Below are 19,716 nucleotides of genomic sequence, written 5' to 3' on the forward strand. Positions count from 1 at the left end.
CCGTCCCCTCATCGCCCGTGTGCGCCCCGGCCCGCCGTCCTCGGGCCGGGGCGGAGAGACGGCCCTCGTTCGAAGGCCCCCTCGCGGTCAGGACTCCAGTTCGATGTACACGCCGCCCGGGGACTCCAGGATCACGTCCACCACGATGCGGTCGTCGCCGACCTCCCCCTCGGAGAGCACCGCCATCTCATTCTCCCCGTACCCCTCGGCGCCCTCCGGCGGGGGCGCGATGTAGAAGCCCACATCGAGACCCCGTTCGCCCAGTACCGTGCGGATCTCTCCCACGGTGACCCCCTCCAGTTCCACGCCCTCCAAGGGCTCGCCGGGGGCGTTCGCCGCCTGCGACATGGAGTAGGGCTCGTCCGGACGGGCCTCACGGCCGAAACCGATCACCACCGGCGTCGGGTGCCCCACCGGGATCCGGACGACCGCCGGGCACCCGTCCTCGATCGAGCACTCCCCCAGGGGTTCCTCGACCTCGATACCGCCGCCCTCCTCCAGGCTCTCGGTCCCGGCGTCGGTGTCCAGGTGCACCAGCTCGCCCACCATGCCCGGGGACACCGGTTCGAACACGATCCGCGCGTCCACCCCGTACTCGGCGAACTCGGCCCGATAGTCCGCGGGCTCGGCGTCGGCGCGCAGCAGCCTCGCGGTGACGAACCCGTCCTCGACGACGATGTCCGCCACCGGAGGCCCGGCCGGGGTCAGAGTGCGGATCAGCTCCTGACGCTCATCGGGGGCCAGGACCAGGAACGTACCGGCGACCACGGACGCGGCCACCCCCAGGGCGACCGGCATCGCCCACAGCGCCCGACCCCGCCGGGGGCGCCGTGCGAGATCCGGATCCCTCGGATCCGCCATGATCAGGGTCGCCAGTTCCCGGGCGCCCGGGGAGCGGGCGGGATCGATCCCGTCCACGCCGCGGACGGTGGGCCGCAGGGCCTCGACCGCACGATCGATCGGATGGCCGGGCCGGTGGGACGGAACGGTGTTCATCGGGTCGCTCCCTTCAGAGCCGTGGAGGTGGCGGCGCCGGAGGGGACGACGCCCGGATCGATATCGGCCCCGCGCAGGGCCTTGGCGAACCGCGACCGGGCCCGGTGCAGCCGCACCCGGGCCGTGCCCCGGGCACACCCGAGCACGACCGCGATCCGCCCCGCGTCGAGGCGTTCCCACCCCGCCAGGGTGAGGACCTCCCGGTCCTGTTCGGACAGCGACCGGAACACCCGTCCGATCTCCCCCATGCCGTGCTCCGGGGACGGCGGTGAGACCGTCACCCCCGCCAGTTCGGCGCGCAACCGCATCGCCAGCGCCGACCGGCGGCGGTCCCCGCGCCGGTGGTTGGCGAGCACGTTGCGCGCCACGCCGAACATCCAGGGCCGGGCCTCCTCGCCCGACGGAACGTCGTCGATCCGGGACCAGACCGCGGTGAACACCTCCGCGACGAGGTCGGCGGCCCCCTCCGGATCCTGTGTGCGACGCAACAGGTAGCCCAGGACGTCACGGAACGTGGCCTCGTACAGTTCCTCGAACCGGGCGACGTGTTCCTCGCGCGACCGTGTCCGATGTTGTCGGGGCAATGGTCGACCCTTCTTCTTCGGTGATCGATCCTTACGACCCCGTACATGTCCGGACCCCGCCGTGCGTTACGGCGGGGTCCGGAGAAAGAGGGAAGGAGGGTCAGACCGTCCAGCGGTTGGTGATCGGCAGCCGCCGGTCCCGCCCCAGGTTCCGGGCGCTGATCTTGGTGCCCGGCGCGGACTGGCGGCGCTTGTACTCGGCCCGGTCCACCAACCGGATCACCTTGCGCACCAGCTCCGGGTCGTACCCGGCGAAGATCAGCTCGGCCTCGCCCTTGTCGGTGCCGATGTAGGCGTCGAGCACCGCGTCCAACATCGTGTAATCGGGCAGCGAGTCGGTGTCGAGCTGGTCCGGGCGCAGTTCGGCGCTGGGCGGCTTGCCGATGGAGTTCTCCGGGATCGGCGGGGTCTCACCCTGGCGCGACGCCTCCGCGTTGCGCCACCGGGACAGCTCCCACACCAGGGTCTTCCAGCAGTCCTTGATGGGCGCGAACCCGCCCACCGAGTCGCCGTACAACGTCGAGTAGCCGGTGGCGGCCTCGCTCTTGTTGCCGGTGGCCAGCACCAGATGGCCCTCCTCATTGGACAGGGCCATCACGAGGGTGCCGCGCACCCGGGCCTGGAGGTTCTCCGCCGCCAATCCGCCCAGGCGGGCCTCCGCCTTCTCCGTGGCCGCCTCGAAGGCGTCCACCATGGGCGCGATCGCGATGGTCCGGGCCGCGAACCCCTGCCGCCGGGCCAGTTCCTCGGCGTCGGTGATGGAGTGGTCGCTGGAGTGCGCGCTGGGCAGCAGCACCCCGTGCACCCGGTCGGCGCCGACCGCGTCGACCGCGATGGTCGCGGCGAGCGCGGAGTCGATCCCCCCGGAGATCGCCACCAGCACGGACGCGAACCCGTTCTTGGCCGTGTAGTCGCGCAGACCGGTGACCAGTGCCCGGTACACCTCACCGACGTCGGAGAGCGGATCCGGACGGGGGGTGACGACGTTCTCCAGCGGCTCGTAGGGCTCGACGGTGTCGGCCGACACGGTGTGCCGCACGATGGTCAACCCGTCCACCACGTCGCCGTCCCGAGCGGCCCGGGGGTCCCGCCCCGCCTCCGGCAGCTCCAGGTCGGCCACCAGCAGGGTCTCGGTGAACTGGGGGGCGCGCGCCACCAGCTCCCCCTCGGCGTCGACCACCAGCGAGTCGCCCTCGAAGACCAGCTCGTCCTGGCCGCCGACCATGTTCACGTACGCCAGCGCCGCCCCCACCTCGCGGGCGCGCCGCCGGCACAGCTCCAGGCGCACGTCGTCCTTGTGCCGTTCGTAGGGGGACCCGTTGAGCGACAGCAACAGCCCCGCCCGGGCCGCTCGGGTGGCCGTGACCGGGCCGCCCTCCTGCCACAGGTCCTCGCAGACCGCGATCGCCACGTCCACCCCGCGCACCCGCACCACCGGCAGTGTGTCGCCGGGCACGAAATTGCGGAACTCGTCGAACACCCCGTAGTTCGGCAGATGGTGCTTGGCGGAGGTGAGCGCCACCTCGCCCCGGTACAGGACGGCCACCGCGTTCTGGGGGGCGCCCGCCGGTTGGCCGTAACGGGCACCGGGCCCTTCCCGCCGCGACAGGAAACCCACCACCACCGGCAGGTCGCCGAGGCCTTCGGCGACCAGGTCGGCGGCCAGTCGGTGCACGGACTTGACCGAGGCCGAGACGAAGGAGTTGCGCAGGGCCAGGTCCTCCACCGGATATCCGGTGACGACCATTTCGGGCAGGGCGAGCAGGTGCGCGCCCCGCTCCCGGGCCTGCCGCGCGGCGTCCACGACGATGGACCGATTGCCTTCCAGGTCCCCCACCGTCGGGTTGACCTGGGCGAGTGCGATTCTCAGCTGTGCCACGGCACCGAGCCTAACCGGAGGGTTCCCTCCGGTCTCGGAGCGGGTAGGCCCCGGGACGGGTCGAAGGACCCCCGCCACCGGCCATAATGCGAGTACAGGGGAGGAACCGGACGGCCCGGAGGGCGGCTGCGGAAATACCCCGGAAATATGCGCACGGCACACTGGGGCCGGGACACCCAGCCCGGCCGGGCTCCGAGAACGTCGGACCGTGACACGGGACGACCGCCATCGAGGAAGGTTGATCGTGAATCGACAGCAGGAATTCGTGCTCCGCACGTTGGAGGAGCGCGACATTCGGTTCGTGCGGCTGTGGTTCACCGACGTGCTCGGGTACCTCAAGTCCGTGGCGGTGGCCCCCGCCGAGCTGGAGGCCGCCTTCTCCGAGGGCATCGGTTTCGACGGTTCGGCCATCGAGGGCTTCGCCCGCGTCTACGAGGCCGACATGCTGGCCCAGCCGGACCCGTCGACCTTCCAGGTCCTGCCCTGGCGCAACGAACCGCACGGCACCGCGCGCATGTACTGCGACATCCTCATGCCCGACGGGTCGCCCTCCTCGGCCGACCCCCGGCACGTCCTCAAGCGCCAGCTCAGCAAGGCCTCCGACCTCGGGTTCACGTTCTACACCCACCCCGAGATCGAGTTCTACCTGCTCAAGAAGATGCCCGAACTGGGCGAGCTGCCCGTGCCCAACGACTCCGGCGGCTACTTCGACCACACCCCGCACAACAGCGCCCACGACTTCCGGCGCAACGCCATCAACATGCTGGAGGCCATGGGCATCTCCGTGGAGTTCAGCCACCACGAGGGCGGGCCGGGCCAGCAGGAGATCGACCTGCGGTACGCGGACGCGCTGACCACCGCCGACAACATCATGACCTTCCGGCTCGTGATGAAGGAGGTGGCGATGGAGCAGGACGTGTACGCGACGTTCATGCCCAAGCCGTTCACCCAGTACCCGGGTTCGGGCATGCACACGCACCTGTCGCTGTTCGAGGGCGACCGCAACGCCTTCTACGAGCCGGGCGCCGAGTACCAGCTGTCCAAGGTGGGACGCGGGTTCATCGCGGGCCTGCTGCGGCACGCCGACGAGATCACCGCGGTGACCAACCAGTGGGTGAACTCCTACAAGCGCCTGTGGGACGACCCGGCCGCCTCGGCGGGCATGGGCGGCGAGGCGCCGGCGTACATCTGCTGGGGGCACAACAACCGCTCCGCCCTGGTGCGGGTGCCGATGTACAAGCCCGGCAAGTCCAACTCCAGCCGGATCGAGATCCGGTCCATGGACACGGCGTGCAACCCGTACCTGGCGTACGCGGTGATCCTGGCGGCGGGTCTGAAGGGCATCGAGGAGGGGTACGAGCTGCCCCCGGGCGCCGAGGACGACGTGTGGGCGCTCACCGACTCCGAGCGTCGCGCGCTGGGGATCCGGCCGCTACCGCAGAGCCTGGACGAGGCGCTGCGGTTGATGGAGAACAGCGAGCTGGTCGCGGAGACGCTGGGCGAGCACGTGTTCGACTTCTTCCTGCGCAACAAGAAGGCCGAGTGGCGGGACTACCGGCGCCAGGTGACGCCGTACGAGCTCCAGCGGTACCTGCCGACCCTGTAGGACTTCGCGTGAACGAGGCCCCGTCCCTTCCAGGGCGGGGCCTCGTCGTTCCGGGCCCGGACCCCGGTGCCCGGATGGGCGGCGCCGTTCCCCGGACCACCCTCCGGGCCACCCGGAACGGCGCCCCCGGCTCACTCGGCCGGCGGACGGGGCGCGGACGCCCGGTGGGCGAGCACGGCGGTGATGACGGCACCGACGAGGAGGAGCGCGCTCGCCGACCCGAACGCCATCACCGCCAGGCCGAGGCCGATGTTGGCGCCGATGACCGGCGCCGTGGCGATCATCCACGTCACCCCGGCCATCAAGGCGATCGGCACCAGCAGCAGGACGGCCAGCCCACGCAGCGGGGCGATCCTCCGGGTCGCCATTCCCCGGATGAACAGCGCCCCGGTCGCGACCATGAGCACCGGTGCCCCGATCCCGATCACCGTCTCGGCCCAGCCGGGCAGTGGAAGCGGCCGGATCGCGTAGTCGGCTTCGCTCAGCGGAAAGCCCTCGGCGGCGGCGACCTTCTCAGGCGGGGTGCGGGAGACCCACCAGGCCGTGATCGCGGAGGTGACCAGGAGCACGAGGCTCTGGAGGGCGAAGATCGGGCCGGAGGTGCAGGGGGCGTGCGCCGTCGTGTTCATCTCCCCATGTTCGTGCGCGCGGCGCGCGGGCGCATGAGTGCGGGTACTCACGGGGATCCGCCGCCCCCGCGCCCGGGTCCACCGTCGATCCCACCGCGCGACGGGGCGGACGGGAGCGGCCCGGACACCGCCCCGGGGTGACCGGGTCGCCGGAGGCTCCACGGGGAGGCGGCCGCGCCCGGTTCCGCCGAGGCCGGGGAAAGGCCGGTTCAAGCTTGTGCGAGGTGCCCCGTGGCACGCGTGACGCGCCGCGGTCCGGGTAGCCGACCATCATGAGACTCGGTGAACGCATCCGTGAGATCGAACGCGACGACCGCCTCGACCCGGCGGTCTCCCGCTTGAAGAGGCTCGCCGAACGCCTGCCGTCCGGCACGGTTCGCGACATGCTGCACGGCGTGCAGCTCGGCCACCCCACTCACCCGATCCTGGTGCAGCTGCCCATCGGTACGTGGACGGCCGCGACCCTGTTGGACATGCTGCCCGGCGACCACCGCCGCAGCGCTCACGCGCTGATCGACATCGGCCTGTTGACCACCCTGCCCGCCGTGGTCAGCGGCCTGGCCGACTGGTCGCAGCAGCACGAACGCCAACAGCGCGTGGGGGTGGTCCACGCGGCGACCAACGGTGTGGGAACACTGCTGTTCTGCGTCTCCTCGTTGGCGCGGGCGCGGGGACGTGAGGGGTGGGGGAGGTTCCTGGCCTTGGCCGGGATGGGCGCCGTCGGTCTCAGCGGATCGTTGGGCGGGCACATCGCCTACTACCGTGCGAGCGGCGCGAACAGCGCCGACCACCTCTCCGACCTGGTGCCCCAGGGATGGCACGACCTCGGTCCGCTGAACGGCTTCCCCGACGGGGGGATCGGCGAGAGCGAGGTGGGCGGCGTCCCGATCGTGGTGGCGCGTACCGGCGCATCGGCGTCCGCGCTGATGGGCACGTGCCCGCACATGGGCGCGCCCCTGGCGGAGGGCGAGCGGGTGGACGGGTGTGTGCGCTGCCCGTGGCACGGAAGCGAGTTCCGTCTGGACGACGGGGTGGTGATCCACGGACCCGCGACGGCGTCGCCGGAGACGTTCGAGACGTCGGTCGTGGACGGCCGCCTGATGGTCCGCCTGCGGTCGCCCGAGTAGCGGCGACCTTGCGGCGCGGGCCGGGAGGGGGCCGTCTTCTCAGGGCCGGCCCCCTCCCGGTCACCTCCCTGCCCCTGCCCCCACGCCCCCGGAGCACCGGCGCCGTCGCGTCCCGCGGTGATACGGGCCCGCCGGGGCTTGCGGATGCACAGGGGCACGTCTATCTTTCATGTGTAAGTGTTTTCTTACACGCATAGGAAAGACATGACACAGCGCGATCTCTCCGGCGACGAACTCGTCGAGTCGCTCGCCGCGCTCGCCAACCCGATCCGCCTGCGGATCATCGCGACGCTCACCGGCGGCCGCGACTACGTGAGCAACCTCGCGCGCGTCATCGGCATCAGCCGCCCCCTCCTCCACATGCACCTGCAACGCCTCGAAGCGGTCGGCCTGGTCACCGGCTCCCTGGAGCTCTCGGAGGACGGCAAGGCGATGAAGTACTTCGAGCTCACCGACTTCGACATCGGTCTCACCCCCACGACGATCGCCGCCGCGGTCGAGACCCTCACACGCAAGGAGAAGAACTGATGGACTGGCCAACGGTCATCCTCATCCTCGGCCTGGGCGCGATCGCCACCTTCATCGGTGTCGTGGTCGTCTCCAGCCGGCACGAGTTCCGCAAGACCGCCGTCGACGCCGCGCGCAACGACGAACTCCGCCGCCTGGTGACGCGGTACGAGGAACTCGCCTCGACCACGCTCGACGCCCAGCAGCGCACCGCGGCCGACGTCGCCGAGCTGCGCGCTCGCACCACCTCCATCGAAAAACTCCTGAGAACGGTGGAATGACCGCCATGAACCGCACCATGAAGGCGATCGCACACGACGAGTACGGCGAGGCCGCCGATGTGCTGGCGCCGCGTGAGGTCCCCGTCCCCGAGCCCGGCCGAGGCGAGGTACGCGTCAAGGTCCACGCCGTATCGCTCAACGCCGCGGACGTGTACATCACGCGCGGCGAGCCGACCATCGGCCGACTCGCCTTCGGGTGGCCGCGACCGAAACGGACCATCCGGGGACGGGACGTGGCCGGCGTCGTCGACTCCGTGGGCCCGGGGGTCACCGAGTGGTCCCCGGGCGACCGGGTCGCCGCCGAAGGGGAGGAGTCCCTGGCCGAGTACACCTGTGTGAAGGCCTCCCTGCTGGCACGCGTGCCCGACGGGGTCCCGCTCACCGAGGCGGCGGCGGTGCCGCTCGCCGGGGTGACGGCCCTCCAGGCCGTGCGCGTCGGCGAGGTGAAGGCCGGCGACCGCGTTCTCGTCAACGGCGCCTCGGGCGGCGTCGGCACGTTCATCGTCCAGTTGGCCACCGCGGCGGGCGCCGAGGTCACCGGCGTGTGCGGGGCGGGCAACACCGACCTGGTGCGGTCGCTGGGCGCCGTCCACGTCGTCGACTACGGCGTCGAGGACTTCACCGAGGCGAAGGAACCCTACGACGTCGTCATCGACCTGGCCGGCAACCGGAGCCTGCGCGAGCTGCGGAGCGCTCTCGCGCCGGGTGGAACGCTGGTGCTGACCTCGGGCCATGGGAGTCGGGCCATGGGACCCCTGTGGCGCAACGCCGCGGCGTCCCTCACCTCGCCGTTCGTACGGCAGCGGCTGCGCCCGTTCCTCGCCCGCACCGGGGTGGACGGCGAGGTCGAAGGACTCCTGGAGCGGGTGGCGGCGGGGACCCTGCGGCCCGCGGTCGGGCGGACGTACCCGTTCGAACGGGCCGTCGACGCGCTCGCGCACGTCTCTCGGGGGCACGCGCGCGGGAAGGTCGTGGTGGTCCTGCGGGAGGGGTGAGGCGCGCCGCGCGCCGTGACCGCGAGCCCCTCCTCGCGGTCACCCCTCCCACGCGTCGGGTGGGCCGCGCACCGAGGCGCGCGGCGCGGGCGGCATCGACCGTGGGCGATCCGGGGCCGGCCACGGCCGACGAACACCGGGAGGACCCATCACCCCGCCGGGTACGCCCGGATCGGTCGTCGGGCAGAGGACCGAGAGCCCGACCTTTACGTCATAGATCACACATGGGACGAAAAGGACGCTCAGTCGACGCCCAGGCCCCTGGCCCGCACCGCCGTCGCGTTGCGGTCGGACACCCCGAGTTCGCCCATGAGGTTCGACGTGTGCACGCTCACCGTCTTCGCCGAGATGAACAGCCTCTCCCCGATCTCCCGGTTCGTCAGCCCCCGGGCCACCAGACGCAGCACCTCCGCCTCCCGGGGCGTCAGCCCGGCCGGTGCGGCCCCCTCCACCGGGACGCGCGGACGGGCCGATCCGTGGCGGTCGCGGACACGGCCGGCGGCGGTGGCGGATCGTCAGTCGGTGCCCTGCCACAGGTCGGGGCCGAACACCTCGTAGCGGATACGGCGGGCGGGCAGGCCGGCGGCCGACAGCCGGACGCGCACCCCGCGCATGAACGGGAGCGGCCCGCACAGGAACGCCTCGGCGTCGACGGGGATGTCGACCCCGGTGAGGTCCATACGGCCGGTGAGGTCTCCGCCGCCCCGTTCGTACCAGGTGAGGGCGCGGGCGTCGGGCAGTCCGGCGACCAGGGCGGCGATCTCGTCGCGGTGCGCGTGATCCTCGGGGGACCGGTCGGCGTGCAGGACCAGGACGGGTCGGGTGTCACCGCGTTCGGCCAGGCCGCGCAGCATGGCGACCATCGGGGTGCAGCCGATTCCGGCGGAGGCGAGCAGGAGCGGGTGGTCTCCGTCGGGCAGGACGACGTCCCCGGCGGGCACCGAGACCATGACGGTGTCGCCGGGGCGTGCGGTCTCGTGGAGATGGGTGGAGACCTCGCCGGCGGGCGTGTCCCCCGCGCGCAGGCGTTTGACGGTGATGCGGCGGCGGGTGCCGTCCCAGCCGGTGAGGGAGTACTGGCGGGCCTGGCGGACGCCGTCGGGCATGCGGACCCGGACACCGACGTACTGGCCGGGGTGGGGGTCGGGGGCGTCGCCATCGTCGGGTTCGAGGGTGAGGCTGACGGTGTCGGGGGTCTGTTCGCGGCGTTCGGTGATGGTCCAGGGCCGCCACACGTCGTGCCCGGTGTGCCCGGTGGCGGCGTACAGGCGGGCCTCCAGGGCGATGAGGGCGCCGGCCATGAGCCAGTAGACCTCGTCCCAGGCGGCGACGACGTCGGGGGTGGCGGCGTCGCCGAGGACGTGGGCGATGGCGCCGAACAGGTACTTGTGGACGATGACGTACTGGTCCTCGGTGACGCCGAGGGAGACGTGCTTGTGGGCGATGCGGGAGAGGAGGGCGTCGGGCCGCTCGTCGGGGTGGTCCAGAAGGCCGACGGCGAAGGCGGCGACGGCGCCGGCCAGGGCGCGGCGCTGTTCGCCGGAGGCCTGGTTGCCGCGGTTGAAGAGACCGTCGAGGAGTCCGGGGTTCTCACCCAGCATGGTCCCGTAGAACCGGGCGGTGATGGCGTCGAGGTGTTCGGCGATGACCGGAAGGGTGGCCCGAACGGTGGTGGCGGATTCGGTGGAGAGCAATGCGACCTCCTCGCACTCGATAATGTGCATCTGAAATGCACATTAGGCGCGGCCTCACGGCCCTCTCCTCCGGGTCCCGTCCCCGCGCGGCGCGTGATGGACCCCGCTGCCGGATCGACGGCGGCACGGCCAGGGCCCTTCGGTCCCCGCGGGCCGGGCCCCGGGTCCCGCGCATGGCCGGGAGAGCCCTGCGAGGGGCCGGGAGAAAGCCGGGGAGAGAGGTCGATCACACTTCGGGGCGGGACGTCCGCGGGTGCGACAGGGTCAGGGTCTCGCGGGCCGGTGCGGAGGCCACCAGGGACTCCACGGACACCTCGTCGAGGGAGGCGTGGAAGGCCTCCCGGGCCCGGTGCAGAGCGCCCCGCAACCGGCAGGCCGCGCGCAGCGGACAGGGCGGATCGTCCTCGCAGCCGGCCAGGTCTCCCCCGCCCTCCAGTTCCCGGACGATCGACCCCACCGAGGCCCGGCGGCCCCGCTCGCTCAGGCGCAGCCCGCCGCCCCGGCCCCGGCGTGCCTCCACCAGGCCCAGGTCGGACAGGCGCGCCACCGCCTTGGCCATGTGGGTGTAGGGCACGGAGGTCGTCTCCGCCACGGCGCGGGTGGTGAGGAGTTCGCCCTCCCCCGCCACCGCGAGCCGCATGACGAGGCGGAGGGAGACGTCGGTGAAGGCGGTCAGGCGCATGTCCGCGAGCGTAGTCGGCGGCGGGGGTCGGCCGCGTCGGAGGCCCGAGGCGGGACGGCCGGAGGCGGGACGCGTCCTCCGGGCCGGGCGGTGACGTCAGTTGTGTTCGTCGAGGTCGGGGCTCTGCTCGCGGGGTTCCGCCGCGGCCCGGTGGGCGACGGTGTCACGCGGCATCCACACCAGTACCACGATCACCCCGACAAGCCCGCAGCACAACGACACCAGGGACGCGGTGTGCAACCCCGCCAGGAACGCCTCCTTGGCCGGGGCGACCAGGACGGCGCCCTGTTCCCCCAGGCCGCGGGCGACCGCCAGGGTGGCCTCGATCGACTCGCCGGCCGTGTGCAACCCGCTCCCGCTCAAGTGGGCGGCGGCGCCCTCGTCGCTCTCCGCGAACCCCTCCAGGGTGGGCGTGATGTCGGCCCGGTAGCGGAAGGAGATGATCGCGCCGAGGACGGCCACGCCCATCGCCGTGGCCACCTGACGGACGGTGTTCTGCGTCGCCGAGGCCGCGCCCGCCTTGCCCGGCGGTACCGCCGAGACGATCGCGTCGGTGGAGGGGGTGAGCACCACCGCCATCGCGGCGGCCTGGGTGAAGAAGAAGATCAGGATGAGCCAGACCGGGGTGTCCACCTTCAGGAACGAGAAGAACGCGAAGCTCGCGCACACGGTCCCGATGCCGACGGCGGCGACCGCGCGCGGCCCGAACCGGCGCACCAGGGCGGGGCTCAGCGGGGCCAGGAGCATCTGCCCGACGGCCGCCGGCAACACCAGCAGCCCCGCGATGAACGGCGAGAACTCCCGGACGCTCTGCCAGTAGAAGCTCAGGAAGAAGATCAGCCCGGACATGCTGAAGAACATCAGCATGATGGTGGCGATGGCGACGCTGAACCTCGGGTTCTTGAAGAACCGCACGTCCAGTGAGGGTTCGGGGGTGCGCGCCTCGTGGATCAGGAACAGGGTGATGACCGCCAGGCCGCCCAGCAGCGCGCCCCACACGTCGAGGTCGGCCAGGGAGGAGCGTTCGCCCGCGGTGATGATCCCGTAGATGAGCAGGACCAGCCCGGGGATGGACAGCAGCACCCCGAGCACGTCGGGCCGACCGGGGGCCTCGTCACGGGTCTCGGGGATGAGGAAGAACATCAACGCCAGGCCGAGCAGCACGAACGGCACGTTGACGAGGAAGATCGACCCCCACCAGAAGTGCTCCAGCAGCAGGCCGCCGGCCGACGGTCCGATCGCCATCGCCAGGCCGACCGAGCCCGACCACAGGCCGATGGCGCGACCGCGTTCCTCGGCCGGGAAGATGTTGGTGATGATCGACAGCGTCTGCGGCATCACCATGGCCGCTCCGAAGCCCATGACCGCGCGGGCGGCGATGAGCTGTTCGGGGTTCTGGGAGTAGGCGGACAGGGCCGACGCGGCACCGAACACCACGAGTCCGGCGGTGATCATCCGGCGCCGCCCCCAGCGGTCGCCCAGGACGCCGAAGGTGAACAGCAGCCCGGCGAAGACGAGGGTGTAGGAGTTGATCGCCCAGGCCAGTTCGGACTGGCCCGCGCCCACTCCCAGTTCGGGGTCGGACAGGGTGCGCAGGGCGACGTTGAGGATGGTGTTGTCGGCGACGATCACGAGCAGGCAGATGATGAGGACCGCCAGTCCGCCCCACCGCCGCCGATAAGCCGTCCGCGCGTCCACGTGAGCACCCTCTTCCACGAACCGGTCCGCACCGGGGGCCGACGCGTCCCGGGGCCGGGAACCGCCATCGTAACGGCCGCCCGTCCCTGATTCCCGTTTCGCCCCCGATCATCGGATGTGTCCGTTCAGGGCCTCCCCGCGCCGTCCGAGAGATCCGGGTACGGGGGGAAGTTCCCGGGGCGCGTTCCGGTTGTATCCCGAGGGAAGCGGACGCGCGGGGCCCGTGCGATGATGCTCGCACGACACGCGGACCCGGCCTTCCCATCCGTCGTACACGGCGGCCGGATCGTCGACCGTCCTCCAGGTCCCTCGGGGCCACCACGACCGCGTTCGCGCGGCGCACACCATCATTTCGTCCACACGTCCGGGGACACCCACGCGGTGCTTCGAGACAACGGAGGAAGACATCATGAGCACCACCGACAAGACCACCGCCGCCCTGTACGGCGGGGTCACCAACCGGCGCGTCACCATCCGCGACCTGGCCGCCGCCAAGGAGCGCGGCGAGCGCTGGCCGATGCTGACCGCCTACGACGCGCTCACCGCGCGGGTGTTCGACGAGGCGGGCATCCCCGTCCTCCTCGTCGGCGACTCCGCCGCCAACGTCGTGTACGGCTACGACACCACCGTCCCGGTCACCGTGGACGAACTCCTCCCCCTCACCGCCGCGGTCGCGCGCTCCACCAAGCGGTCCCTGGTGGTGGCGGACCTTCCCTTCGGCTCCTACCAGGCCTCGCCGCGTCAGGCCCTGGAGACCGCCTCCCGGTTCATGAAGGAGGGCGGCGCCCAGGCGGTGAAACTGGAGGGCGGCCACGCCGTGGCACCGCAGGTGGAACTGCTGGTGTCGGCGGGCATCCCGGTGATGGCGCACCTGGGGCTCACCCCCCAGTCGGTGAACACGCTGGGCGGCTACCGGGTGCAGGGGCGCGGTGAGGCCGCCGCGGGTCTGCTCAAGGACGCCAAGGAGCTGGAGCGGTCGGGCGCGTTCGCGGTCGTGCTGGAGTGCGTGCCGAGTGAGCTGGCCGCGCAGGTCACCGAGCAGCTGAACATCCCGACCGTGGGCATCGGGGCGGGCAAGGCCACCGACGCCCAGGTCCTGGTGTGGCAGGACATGGCCGGGTTGAGCCCGCGTGTGGCCAAGTTCGTCAAGACCTACGCCAACCTGCACGAGACGCTGCGCGAGGCCGCGTCGGCCTACGCCGACGAGGTCGTCGGCGGCGCCTTCCCGGAGGAGCGCCACTCCTACGCGAGCTGATCGCCTGCGGAGAACGCCGGTCGGGGCCGTGCCCCGGCCGGCGTTCCACGCGTCGTCCCGAATGGAGCGGGCCGGAGAGGGTAAGGGGAGGGGCGTCGGAGTAGCCGACACCCGCTCTTCCCGCTCACGAAGGGGTCATCCCGTGTCCGCTCGCATCGCCCCGGTCGTCGACGCGGCCTGGCTGGCCGCCCACCTCCATGACGGGGACCTGGTGGTGGTCGACGCCACGACCCTGACGGGCGCCCCGGGCGGGGGGCCGCACGCCGTCGGGTCCGGTCGGGCCGGCTACGAGGCCGAGCACGTCCCCGGTGCGCTGTTCGCCGACCTGACCACCGACTTCGCCGACACCGAGGCCCCCGAGCCGTGGACGGTGCCCTCCTCGGAGAAGTTCGCCGTCCAGGCCGGGCTGCTCGGCATCGGCGTGGACAGCCGTGTGGTGGTCTACGACCGGAGCACCGGTTTCTGGGCCACCCGCCTCCACTGGCAGCTGCGGCTGGAGGGGTTCGACGACGTCGCGGTGCTCGACGGCGGCCTGCGGGCCTGGAAGTCCGCGGGCGAACGGGTGACCGCCGATCCCACGCCCGACCCGATCGCCGCCGCCTTCCAGGCCGAGCGCCGCCCCGAACTGCTGCGCTCGACCGAAGAGGTGGCGAAGTCGCTGGACGACCCCGGAACGGTGCTGGTCGCCGTGCTGGACCCGGACGCCCGCCGGGGTGAGGTGCGCGCCTACGCCCGCGAGGGTCACATCCCCGGCAGCGTCGTCCTGCCCCCGGCGGAGATCCTGGACCCCGCGACCGGCGGCCCGCGACCGGTGGGGGAACTGCGCGCGACCTTCGAGCGCGCGGGCCTGCTCGACCCGGGGGTGACCCCGGTGGCCTACTCCGGCCACGGCATCGCCGCGACCGGTGTGGCGTACGCGCTGGTGCTGGCGGGCCGGGACGACGTCGCCGTCTATGACGGTTCGATGGCGGCGTGGGCGGCGGACGACTCGCTGCCGTTGGTCACCGGTGACTCCCCCGGCGGCGACGCCTGACGGGACCGCCCGGTCGGCGTCCTCCCCGGATGCGTCGAGACCCGCGCTCCCCCTGACGAGGCGAACACGTGGTCGCACCATGCCCGCCCCGATGCCGCCCGGCATCGGCCGCACGGGGGCGTCCGGCCTCACGGGCCCCGGTCGCGGCGGGAGCGCGGACGGCGCTCCCGCCGGGACCGGTCCGGAGCACGAGCGCGTGGGACACGGGGCACTCGGTGTGAGGCGGGCCACGAACCGAACCGTACTCGGGAGTAGAGTCACCTCGTACCCAGCACCGACTCGGGCCGGGGTCCCCGGCCCTCACGGGAGGACGCATGCGCATCTCGATGCCGCTCCAGTACGCGGGCGACCCCAAGGCCGCCGTCGACCAGGTCATCGAACTGGAGAAGGTCGGCCTGGACACCGTCTGGGTCGCCGAGGTCTACGGCTTCGACGCCCCCACGCTCATGGGCTACATCGCCGCCCGGACCGAGACCGTCCAGATCGGTTCGGCCATCCTGCCCCTGTACACCCGCACGCCGACCCTCATCGCGATGACCGCGGCCGGGCTGGACGACCTGTCCGGCGGACGGGCGATCCTGGGGCTGGGCGCCAGCGGACCGCAGGTCATCGAGGGCTTCCACGGCGTCCCCTACGTCAAGCCGTTGGCCCGCACCCGCGAGACCATCGAGATCTGCCGCAAGGTGTGGAGGCGCGAGGAGCGCCTCACCCACGACGGCGCGGTCTTCCAGCTGCCGCTGCCCGCGGAGAGGGGCACCGGGCTGGGCAAGCCGCTCAAGATCATCAACCACCCCGTGCGCTCGGAGATCCCCGTCTACGTGGCCTCCCTCGGCGTCAAGAACGTGGCGATGACCGCGGAGATCGCCGACGGCTGGCTGCCGCACCTGTTCATCCCCGAGAAGGCCCACACCGTGTGGGGCGAGGCCCTGGCCGAGGGTCGGGCCAAGCGGGACGCCTCCCTGGGCGAACTGGAGGTCTCCGCCGGTGGCCTGCTCGCCATCGGGGAGGGCGAGGACACCAAGAGGCTGCTCGACCTCGTGCGGCCGATGATCGCCCTGTACGTGGGCGGGATGGGCGCCAAGGGCAAGAACTTCTACAACACGGTCGCCCGCCGCTACGGCTATGAGGAGGCCGCCGAGAAGATCCAGGACCTCTACCTGGCCGGGAAGAAGGACGAGGCGGCGGCCGCCGTACCGGAGGAGTTCGTGGAACTCACCAACATGGTCGGCCCCGAGTCCTACGTCCGCGAACGCGTGGAGGCGTTCCGGGCCGCCGGGGTCACCCGCCTCAACGTGATCCCCGTGGGCGAGGACCCCGTCGCCCTCATCGAGAAGGTCAAGGGCTGGGCCTCGTCGACGTGACCCGACCCTGAAGGGCCCCGCGGGCGTTGACGCGCCCACGCCGGGCGCCCGGTCGGGATGTCCCGACCGGGCGCCCGGCCACGGACCGCCGACGGCCGTGTCGCGACGATTCCCGGAATCCGCCGACTCCTCCCGGCCCGGCGGCCCCGCTCACGGTCCGGTGATCCGGATGCCCGCGTGGGTCTTGTAGCGGCGGTTGATCGCGATGAGGTTCGCGGTGAGCGCCTCCACCTGGTGGGCGTTGCGCAGCCGCCCTCCGTAGACGCCCCGGACACCCGGGATGAGCTCGGCCAGGGCCCGCACCGTGTCGGTGGCGCCCCGGTCCTCGCCCAGCACCAGCACGTCCAGGTCCACGCTCTCGACCTGCGGGTCCAGCAGGAGCACGGCGGACACGTGGTGGAACGCGGCGACCACGGTGCTGTCGGGCAGCACGGCGGCGGCCTGCTCGGCGGCGCTGCCCTCGGGCACGTCCAGCGCGAACGGACCGCGCTTGTCGAAGCCCAGCGGGTTGACGCAGTCCACGACGATCTTTCCGGACAGCGGAACGGCCAGATCCTCCAGCAGTTCCTTGTGACCGTCCCAGGGCACGGCGACGATGACGATGTCACCCTCGGCCGCGGCGGCGGCGTTGTCCAGCCCTCGGACGTCGATCGGAGTGGATTCGGCCTCCACCAGCTCGCGGGCCGCCTTCTCCGCGCGTTCGGTGTCGCGCGAACCCAGGTACACGGTGTGCCCGGCCAGGGCGAACCGGCGGGCCAGTCCGCGGCCCTGGTCACCGGTGCCGCCAAGGACGGAGACGGCCCGTCCGGTGATGTCGGTGCTGTCGGGTGTGCTCACTTCGGTCATGGGCCGATCCTGCCAGAACGCGGTTCGGAACCGGTCGAGCGCCCCGTCACCAACGGTCCTCCTCATCGTCGGAGTCCCACTCGTCATTGCGCTCGGCCGCGATGCCCAGCGCCCGCGCGGCGGTCGCCTCGTCCGGGTAGGGGCCCATCCGCTCCCGGTTGGGGCAGCCCGCGCCGTGCTCGACGGTGTTGTGCTTGAGGCAGTACCACCAGGCGTCGTTCTGTACGTCGGCCACCGCGTTCACCTTTCGTCGGTCCTCATCGGGCACCTACCCGCGGCACGGATGTTCCTCACACCGGGAGGGGTCCTCGGAGGGCACCGGCGGGTGGGCGCCACGAACTACAATCCGTGTTCATGACTACTCCGCTGGTTCCCGGGCGCATCTCGCCACAACGTTCGGTCCCCTCCCACATCGTCCGACCGGAGTACGTCGGGCGGAAGCACCCCGTGGAGGGTGTCCTGGGCGACGTGCAGACCCCGGAGACCATCGAGAGGATGCGCGCCACCGGCCGGATCGCCGCGCAGGCCCTGGAGGAGGTCGGCAAGCACGTCCACCCGGGAGTGACCACCGACGAGCTGGACCGGGTCGGGCACGAGTTCCTGCTCGACCACGGCGCGTACCCGAGCACGCTGGGGTACAAGGGTTACCCCAAGTCACTGTGCTCCTCGCTCAACGAGGTCATCTGCCACGGCATCCCCGACGACAGGGCCATCGCCGACGGCGACATCGTCAACATCGACATCACCGCGTACAAGGACGGCGTGCACGGCGACACCAACGCCACCTTCCTCGCCGGGAACGTCTCCGAGGAGCACCGCCTGCTGGTGGAGCGCACCCACGAGGCCACGATGCGCGCCGTCAAGGCCTGCCGTCCGGGACGGCGGATCAACGTGATCGGCCGGGTCATCGAGTCCTACGCCAAGCGGTTCGGCTACGGAGTGGTCCGCGACTTCACCGGTCACGGCGTCGGGCCGGAGTTCCACTCGGGCCTGGTGGTGCCGCACTACGACGACCCGCGCGCGGACACCGTCATGGTGCCGGGGATGACGTTCACGATCGAGCCGATGATCACCCTGGGCGGCGTCGACTACGACATGTGGGACGACGGCTGGACCGCGGTGACGGCCGACCGCGAGTGGACCGCCCAGTTCGAGCACACCCTGGTCATCACCGACACCGGCGCGGAGATCCTCACCCTGCCGTAGCCGGGGCGGACGCTCCCGTGCCGGGCCGGGGGTCCCGCCCCGGGCGAGACCGCACACCGGCGAGCGCCGGGGAGGAGGGCCCCACCCGGCGGTCGACGTGATCCGTTCAGGGCACCGGGACGACCTTCCCGGTGCCCTGTCGTGTTTCCAGGAGCCGGTGGGCCCGCGCGGCCTCGTCCGGGGGGACCGGGCGGCGACGGCGGGGGCGATGCCCCCTGCGGCGAGGAGTCCGAGCAGGTGGGCGAGGTCGCGTCGGACCCGTTCCGGATGGCGCTCGACCGCACGGCCGGAGCCGTGGAACAGCGCGGAGGCCGCGCCGGCCGGTGCCACCGGCGGGTGCGATGGGATGAGGCCGTCCAGGGGCCACCGGGATCCCGCCGGGGCGCACCGCCCGCCGGGCCGCCGCCCGATCTGCGGGCGGGCACGGTCCTGATCCGGCCACGTCTGGCGCGGTCCGGACCGCGACGGCTAGGGTCGGACCGGTGAAGATCCTCATCTCCGCGGACATGGAGGGCGCCACCGGCGTCACCTGGCCCGCCGACTGCGAACCCGGCACCGAGCAGTGGCGGCGCTGCCGCGTGATGTTCACGAGCGACGTCAACGCCGCGATCGCCGGCCTGTTCGACGGCGGCGCCACCGAGGTCCTGGTCAACGAGGCCCACGCCACCATGCGCAACCTGCTGCTGGAGGAGCTGGACGAACGCGCCACCATGATCACCGGTCGGCACAAGGAACTGTCGATGGTCGAGGGCGTCCAGCACGGTGACTGCGACGGGGCGGTGTTCCTGGGCTACCACTGCGGTGCCGGGGAGGAGGGGGTCCTCGCCCACACCTACCTGCCCAACGCCGTCACCGGTGTGTGGCTGAACGGCGAGCCCGCGAGCGAGGGCCGGCTCAACGCCGCCGTGGTCGCCGAGTACGGCACCCCCGTCATCCTGGTCACCGGCGACGACCGCGCCTGCCAGGACGCCGAGGCCTACGCGCCGTTCGCCCGGACGGTGGCGGTCAAGGAGTACGTCAGCCGGTACGCCGCACGCTGCCGCCCGCCCGCGCGCACCGCCGAGGAGATCCGGCTGGCCGCCTCGAAGGCGACGATGCTCGCCGGTCGTCTGGATCCGGCCGAGCCCTCCCCCAAGGCCGTGGAGATCGAGGTGGACGCCGCCCACCTCGCCCAGGACGCCGCCCTCGTCCCGGGCGTCACCCGGATCGGGGCGCGTCGCGTCCGCTACACCTCACCGGACGCCTACGAGATGATCCGCTGCTTCAAGACCGTGACGACGATGATCGCCCGGTCGATGGAGAAGGACTACGGCTGACCGCCCCTTCCTCCCCCGCCC

Annotated in this window: 20 protein-coding genes; 10 read left to right on the forward strand and 10 right to left on the reverse strand. The window is 72.1% G+C overall.

Features of this window, described 5'->3' with window-relative positions; translation table 11 throughout:
* Positions 1 to 87 precede the first annotated feature (87 nt).
* The 3 genes from PWG71_RS21925 to PWG71_RS21935 all read right to left on the reverse strand — a co-directional run bounded on the left by PWG71_RS21925 (position 88) and on the right by PWG71_RS21935 (position 3,459).
* Entirely contained in the window at positions 88 to 996 is a 909-nt protein-coding gene (locus tag PWG71_RS21925) for a hypothetical protein (RefSeq protein WP_274811817.1), read from the reverse strand.
* On the reverse strand, positions 993 to 1,580 hold the full coding sequence (locus tag PWG71_RS21930; RefSeq protein ID WP_274811818.1) for an RNA polymerase sigma factor: 588 nt from the start codon (positions 1,578 to 1,580) through the stop codon (positions 993 to 995). The genes PWG71_RS21925 and PWG71_RS21930 overlap by 4 nt, the downstream gene beginning before the upstream one ends.
* Positions 1,581 to 1,680: 100 nt before the next feature.
* On the reverse strand, positions 1,681 to 3,459 hold the full coding sequence (locus PWG71_RS21935; RefSeq protein WP_274811819.1) for an NAD+ synthase: 1,779 nt from the start codon (positions 3,457 to 3,459) through the stop codon (positions 1,681 to 1,683).
* Positions 3,460 to 3,703: 244 nt separating this feature from the next.
* Here PWG71_RS21935 and PWG71_RS21940 point away from each other — a divergent pair, with 244 nt between their 5' ends.
* Entirely contained in the window at positions 3,704 to 5,065 is a 1,362-nt protein-coding gene (locus PWG71_RS21940; protein ID WP_274811820.1) for a glutamine synthetase family protein, read from the forward strand.
* A gap of 131 nt (positions 5,066 to 5,196) precedes the next feature.
* Here the strand turns inward: PWG71_RS21940 and PWG71_RS21945 are convergent, their stop codons facing one another.
* Positions 5,197 to 5,694: a hypothetical protein gene (locus PWG71_RS21945; protein WP_274811821.1), complete on the reverse strand. Its 498-nt coding sequence runs from the start codon at positions 5,692 to 5,694 to the stop codon at positions 5,197 to 5,199.
* 272 nt (positions 5,695 to 5,966) lie between these two features.
* Between PWG71_RS21945 and PWG71_RS21950 the strand changes: the two genes are divergently transcribed.
* The 4 genes from PWG71_RS21950 (at position 5,967) to PWG71_RS21965 (ending at position 8,604) form a co-directional block, all read left to right on the forward strand.
* On the forward strand, positions 5,967 to 6,821 hold the full coding sequence (locus PWG71_RS21950) for a Rieske 2Fe-2S domain-containing protein (RefSeq protein WP_274811822.1): 855 nt from the start codon (positions 5,967 to 5,969) through the stop codon (positions 6,819 to 6,821).
* Between the two features lie 204 nt (positions 6,822 to 7,025).
* Positions 7,026 to 7,349, forward strand: a complete 324-nt coding sequence (locus PWG71_RS21955) for an ArsR/SmtB family transcription factor (protein ID WP_274811823.1) — start codon at positions 7,026 to 7,028, stop codon at positions 7,347 to 7,349.
* Positions 7,349 to 7,609 carry a hypothetical protein gene (locus tag PWG71_RS21960; protein WP_274811824.1) on the forward strand — a complete coding sequence of 87 codons (261 nt, stop codon included), beginning with the start codon at positions 7,349 to 7,351 and terminating at the stop codon, positions 7,607 to 7,609. Before PWG71_RS21955 ends, PWG71_RS21960 begins: the two co-directional genes overlap by 1 nt.
* Before the next feature lie 5 nt (positions 7,610 to 7,614).
* Positions 7,615 to 8,604: an NAD(P)-dependent alcohol dehydrogenase gene (locus tag PWG71_RS21965; RefSeq protein ID WP_274811825.1), complete on the forward strand. Its 990-nt coding sequence runs from the start codon at positions 7,615 to 7,617 to the stop codon at positions 8,602 to 8,604.
* 242 nt (positions 8,605 to 8,846) lie between these two features.
* On the opposite strand, the gene PWG71_RS21970 is transcribed toward PWG71_RS21965, so the two are convergent.
* The 4 genes from PWG71_RS21970 to PWG71_RS21985 form a co-directional block, all read right to left on the reverse strand.
* Positions 8,847 to 9,056 (reverse strand): response regulator transcription factor, encoded by a 210-nt coding sequence (locus tag PWG71_RS21970; RefSeq protein ID WP_446725076.1) that lies wholly within the window; start codon positions 9,054 to 9,056, stop codon positions 8,847 to 8,849.
* Between the two features lie 63 nt (positions 9,057 to 9,119).
* A complete protein-coding gene (locus PWG71_RS21975; RefSeq protein ID WP_274811888.1) occupies positions 9,120 to 10,298 on the reverse strand; it encodes a globin domain-containing protein in 1,179 nt (392 codons plus the stop codon).
* A gap of 226 nt (positions 10,299 to 10,524) precedes the next feature.
* A complete protein-coding gene (locus PWG71_RS21980) occupies positions 10,525 to 10,980 on the reverse strand; it encodes an RrF2 family transcriptional regulator (protein WP_274811826.1) in 456 nt (151 codons plus the stop codon).
* A gap of 96 nt (positions 10,981 to 11,076) precedes the next feature.
* A complete protein-coding gene (locus PWG71_RS21985) occupies positions 11,077 to 12,678 on the reverse strand; it encodes an MFS transporter (protein ID WP_274811827.1) in 1,602 nt (533 codons plus the stop codon).
* A 409-nt stretch (positions 12,679 to 13,087) separates the two neighbouring features.
* On the opposite strand from PWG71_RS21985, the gene panB reads away from it, so the two are divergent.
* The 3 genes from panB (at position 13,088) to PWG71_RS22000 (ending at position 16,327) form a co-directional block, all read left to right on the forward strand.
* The gene (panB, locus tag PWG71_RS21990) at positions 13,088 to 13,933 is read left to right on the forward strand and encodes a 3-methyl-2-oxobutanoate hydroxymethyltransferase (protein ID WP_274811828.1); all 846 of its coding nucleotides are present in this window, start codon (positions 13,088 to 13,090) and stop codon (positions 13,931 to 13,933) included.
* 142 nt (positions 13,934 to 14,075) lie between these two features.
* Entirely contained in the window at positions 14,076 to 14,966 is an 891-nt protein-coding gene (locus PWG71_RS21995) for a sulfurtransferase (RefSeq protein WP_274811829.1), read from the forward strand.
* A gap of 314 nt (positions 14,967 to 15,280) precedes the next feature.
* Positions 15,281 to 16,327 (forward strand): LLM class F420-dependent oxidoreductase, encoded by a 1,047-nt coding sequence (locus PWG71_RS22000; protein ID WP_274811830.1) that lies wholly within the window; start codon positions 15,281 to 15,283, stop codon positions 16,325 to 16,327.
* A gap of 150 nt (positions 16,328 to 16,477) precedes the next feature.
* Here PWG71_RS22000 and npdG read toward each other — a convergent pair whose 3' ends face one another.
* Positions 16,478 to 17,173: an NADPH-dependent F420 reductase gene (npdG, locus tag PWG71_RS22005; RefSeq protein WP_274811831.1), complete on the reverse strand. Its 696-nt coding sequence runs from the start codon at positions 17,171 to 17,173 to the stop codon at positions 16,478 to 16,480.
* A gap of 46 nt (positions 17,174 to 17,219) precedes the next feature.
* Positions 17,220 to 17,408, reverse strand: coding sequence for a hypothetical protein (locus PWG71_RS22010; protein WP_274811832.1), 189 nt, complete (start codon positions 17,406 to 17,408; stop codon positions 17,220 to 17,222).
* 119 nt (positions 17,409 to 17,527) lie between these two features.
* Here PWG71_RS22010 and map point away from each other — a divergent pair, with 119 nt between their 5' ends.
* The gene (gene map, locus PWG71_RS22015; protein ID WP_274811833.1) at positions 17,528 to 18,379 is read left to right on the forward strand and encodes a type I methionyl aminopeptidase; all 852 of its coding nucleotides are present in this window, start codon (positions 17,528 to 17,530) and stop codon (positions 18,377 to 18,379) included.
* A 482-nt stretch (positions 18,380 to 18,861) separates the two neighbouring features.
* Entirely contained in the window at positions 18,862 to 19,695 is an 834-nt protein-coding gene (locus PWG71_RS22020) for a M55 family metallopeptidase (protein WP_274811834.1), read from the forward strand.
* Positions 19,696 to 19,716: the final 21 nt, after the last annotated feature.

The organism is Nocardiopsis sp. N85, from assembly GCF_028882275.1.
GTDB lineage: Bacteria > Actinomycetota > Actinomycetes > Streptosporangiales > Streptosporangiaceae > Nocardiopsis > Nocardiopsis lambiniae.